This window comes from Longimonas sp. (genome assembly GCF_046498435.1).
GTDB lineage: Bacteria > Bacteroidota > Rhodothermia > Rhodothermales > Salinibacteraceae > Longimonas.
The window spans coordinates 1-3988 of sequence record NZ_JAWOAR010000322.1; the positions used below are offsets into that span (position 1 = coordinate 1).

Below are 3988 nucleotides of genomic sequence, written 5' to 3' on the forward strand. Positions count from 1 at the left end.
CTTAACTCCATCCATAAAGGCTGCCCACATCTTGCGAATTTGGTAATGGTTAAATTGTTGGCTAAGAGGGGTTAGTTTTACCCTCGGTTCGCGCTTCGGTCTTTCCCGCCAAAAGGGAAAGCAGGTTTCGGCGTGGGGAGTAATGGGGGATGGATTAAGAGCAATCCATTCCCCCTTGATATTTTTGCCCCACAATATCTCAGCGCCGCAACGCTTACATTTTGTGCGGTTGGTGTAAGGCACGGTGTAAGTCGTCATTGCCACCGCCTCCGTTGTCGAAATTGGGCTAGGCGATCGGCGCGGCGTTGGTCAATATCCTCGATCGTCCAATTTGGTTCTTTGGGAATGTAGGTGGCTTGGCGGCCCCGCTTGTTGGTTTGTTGGGGCCGCCCGATTAGGGCTAATTCGTAGTGGTGAAATAAAATTTTTTTCACTTCATAGAGTTGATGCCCATCGGTAAACTTGGCGATCGCCTTAACTATTCCCGTCTCACCGGTGGCCAAAATTTTCACTCGATCGCCAAGTTTAAACATCGTCCCCACCTCCTATCGCGTAAGGTTTGATTTTTTCTTGGTACATTATTGGTATCTGTGGATTTATTCCGCGTCCCACACCCGCACACCTTTCCACCCAACCTCACATCCCATGCCCACAACCACCTCCGACGCTGCCGCCCGCACGCGCATCGGTCCGTATGCAGGCGATGCACTGCCCGACCTCGACGGCTTCGACGCCGATACCAACTTCCTGGTGCGCGCCTCGGCCGGAGCGGGCAAGACCACCTCGCTCGTAGCGCGCCTCGAAGCGCTCGTGCGCACCGGCGTACCTATTGGCGACCTCACCGCCATCACGTTCACGCGCAAGGCCGCCGGCGAGATGAAAGAGCGCCTGTTCGAGCGTCTGCAGTTGCTTCAGCACAAAGCACCTGCCGGCTCAGACGATGCGCGGCGGCTACGGCGGGGCCTCGACGACCTGTCGCAGTGCTTCGTGGGCACCATCCACAGCTTCTGCGCACGCCTCCTGCGCGAGTTTCCGCTGCAAGCGGCACTGCCGCCCGATTTCGACATGGAGCTGGATGGCCGCGAGATCGAGGAGATGAAGCGCCGCGCCTGGCAACAGCACCTGCGGCGCATTCACAACGAGGCGCCCGAGCGCATCGAAGCGGTGCAGGACGTCGGCTACACGCCCGCCGACCTCTACGACCAGTTCACCGTGCTGAGCCGCTATCCCGATCTGGAGCCCTACACCGAAGACATCCCCGCGCCCGATCTCGATGACGCCACCGCCACGGTCCGCGATTTTGTGCGCGCCTGGGCACCATACCTCCCGCATCCGCTGCCCGATACCAGCGGACGATGCTGCAACGCCCTGGCCGCCATTGCTCAGGCGGATCAGATGCTGCGGGTGAATCCCCCCGAAACGCCTGCCGAACAGGCTGCCCTGCTCGCGCTCTTCGAGGGCCTCGCCAAAGACGACAACCGCAAAAACCGCGATGGGCGGCGCGGCAAGATGACGCCCAGCCACTGGAAGGAGAACAAGTCCCACGCCAAAGAGCTGCAAGACGAGCACCTGGCGCCGCTCGTAGACGACGTGGTCGATCCGCTCATGACCCGGTGGCACGCCCACGCCCACCACGTCTGCACGCAGTTTACGCACGGCGCTATCGAGCCGCTGCTGGCGTTGCGCCGCGATCGCGGACAGCTCTCGGCAAACGATCTGCTGCTCTACACCCGCAACCTCCTGCGCGACCACCCCAGCGTGCGGCGCGCTCTGCATCAACGCTACCCGCGCCTGCTGGTGGACGAGTTTCAGGATACCGATCCGCTCCAGGCCGAAATCCTCTTCTACCTCACCGGCACCAACCACACCACAACCCACTGGCGCGCCACCGAGCCCGCCCCTGGATCGCTCTTCGTGGTGGGCGATGACAAGCAGTCCATCTACCGCTTTCGGCGCGCCGACATGGCCATCTTCAACGAGGTGGCCGGCCTGATCGACGATCAGCCCCACGGCGAAGCGCTCACGCTCACGCGTAACTTCCGCTCCACCGCGCGGCTCTGCCACGCCTTCAACACCATGTTCGACGCGCCCTTCACCACCGACCGCGCCGAGGCCGACGCCGACCCCACGCACGACCTCCCTGCCGATGCCGTGCAGGCCGCCTACACCGACTTCGACCCGCACCGCACCACCGACCCCGCCGACCCGGTGCTCTACCAGTCCACCATCGAATACAAGAAATACAACCGCTCCGAAGCCATCGCCGAAGCCGATGCCGAGCACATCGCCCGGTACATCCACCGCGCCGCCACCACCGATGAACCGCTTCAGCGCGGGTCCGACGGCGAGGTCCTTGTATCCGGCGAGCCCGGCGACTTCATGATCCTCACGCGCGTCACCTCGCGCCTCTCCACCTACGCCGAAGCCCTGGCCCGCTACAACATCCCGTACGTCGTGATGGGCGGCAAAGACGCCCACGAATCCCGCGAACTGCACGCGCTCGTCCAGCTCCTCACCTGCGTCTTCCGCCCCGACGATCCCCTGGCCCACCTCGCCTACCTGCAAGGCCCGCTCGTCGGGTTTAGCGACGACGACCTCTACCGCCTCAAGCAGCACGGATTGGTTTTGGGGGATACAGAGCGCCCTGCCCCCGCCGATGCCCCTACCGCGCTCCGCGAGCGGCTTGCCACGGCCCACAAGCGCATTTCGGGCGCGAAAAAGAAGTTGCACAAACAGCGGCCCGCGCCAGCTATCGAGGCGCTTCTCGACACCAGCAGTCTCTACGCCCGCGCCGCCGCCGATGCCACCGAGGGATCGCTCAACGCGGGACGCCTGCAGCGCATCCTGGCTGAGGTGCAGGCCTTCGACGCCCGTGGCTTCTCCGCCTACGAGATCTGGCGCGAGTTGCAATACATCGCCGACGGGAACGCCGACATCGATGGCATGACGCTCGACACCGGCTCCGACAACGCGGTGCAGCTCTTGAACGTGCACAAGGCCAAAGGCTTGCAGGCCAACGTCGTCTTCCTGGCCGACCCGTACGGCGGATCGCGCAGCGGCGGCATCACCGAGCACGTGCGGCGGCAGGAGAACGAGATTGTAGTGCCCGTGCTCAACGCATATCAGCACAACACAAGCGTTGCTGCCGCCCCTGAAGCCTGGCCCCAGTTTGAGGCGGTCGAGGCCGTGCTGGAGGATGCCGAGGCGCACCGTCTGGAGTATGTGGCTGCCACACGAGCGAAGCAGATGCTTGTCGTATCCCGTTACCACCACAAAAACGACGGCTACAAGCCCGGCTACTGGCGCGCGGTGGATGCGTATTGCAGCGACCACGACATCCCTGAGCTGCCCACGCCCGAAAGCGCCCGCCCCGACGCGCCTACACCGCATGTGCTGCGCGATCTGCACGAGTATCTCGATGACCAACGGACCCGCCGCATCACGCTGGCCCAGGAAACGTACCGCACCGCCACGATCTCGGAGACCGCTCACAGCAGAGCGGTGCCCGCTGCCTCCAATAGCTACGAAAATACGCTCGGCAATGCCCTGCACGCGCTCATCGAGCAGGTGATGATGCGGCATCCTGCCCCGCCCACCTACAAACCGGCTGACTTGAGACACCTGCTCCTTGAACACGAGGCCGACCCCGCCCAGCATGACGTGCTCCAACGCATGCTCGATGCCCTGGTCGAGAGTCCGCTCTGGGACGCGCTTGCTGATGCCACAACCATCTACACCGAGCTTCCGCTCAGCCGTCTGCTACCGGGCGATGCCGGTCGGGGCGATGCTGATCCTGCCGATGCCGTTCAGCACGGCACCATCGACCTGGCCTACCGCACGAGCGATGCCTGGCACCTTGTCGATTACAAGAGCGATCGGATTGACGACCCGTCGCATCTCCGCAAACTGGTCCATGCATACGCGCCGCAGATCCGGTTGTACGCCACTGCATGGAACGAGGCGATGGGGCACCCGCCCGAATCCGCAC

2 protein-coding genes and 1 pseudogene are annotated in these 3988 nt (G+C 63.3%); 1 reads left to right on the plus strand and 2 read right to left on the minus strand.

The genetic code is table 11. The features are described 5' to 3' along the window. A pseudogene (locus R6U20_RS12380) lies at nucleotides 1-243 on the minus strand (hypothetical protein); the annotation flags it as partial. Nucleotides 244-254: 11 nt separating this feature from the next. After that, nucleotides 255-533, minus strand: coding sequence for a hypothetical protein (locus R6U20_RS12385; protein ID WP_410338161.1), 279 nt, complete (start codon nucleotides 531-533; stop codon nucleotides 255-257). 112 nt (nucleotides 534-645) lie between these two features. Between R6U20_RS12385 and R6U20_RS12390 the strand changes: the two genes are divergently transcribed. Next, the coding region (locus R6U20_RS12390; RefSeq protein WP_410338162.1) for a UvrD-helicase domain-containing protein at nucleotides 646-3988 on the plus strand (3343 nt) is incomplete at its 3' end.

Excerpts from the sequence above, each read along its gene's own strand:
- R6U20_RS12385 (WP_410338161.1), bottom strand. The coding sequence starts at position 533 with ATGTTTAAACTTGGCGATCGAGTGAAAATTTTGGCCACCGGTGAGACG.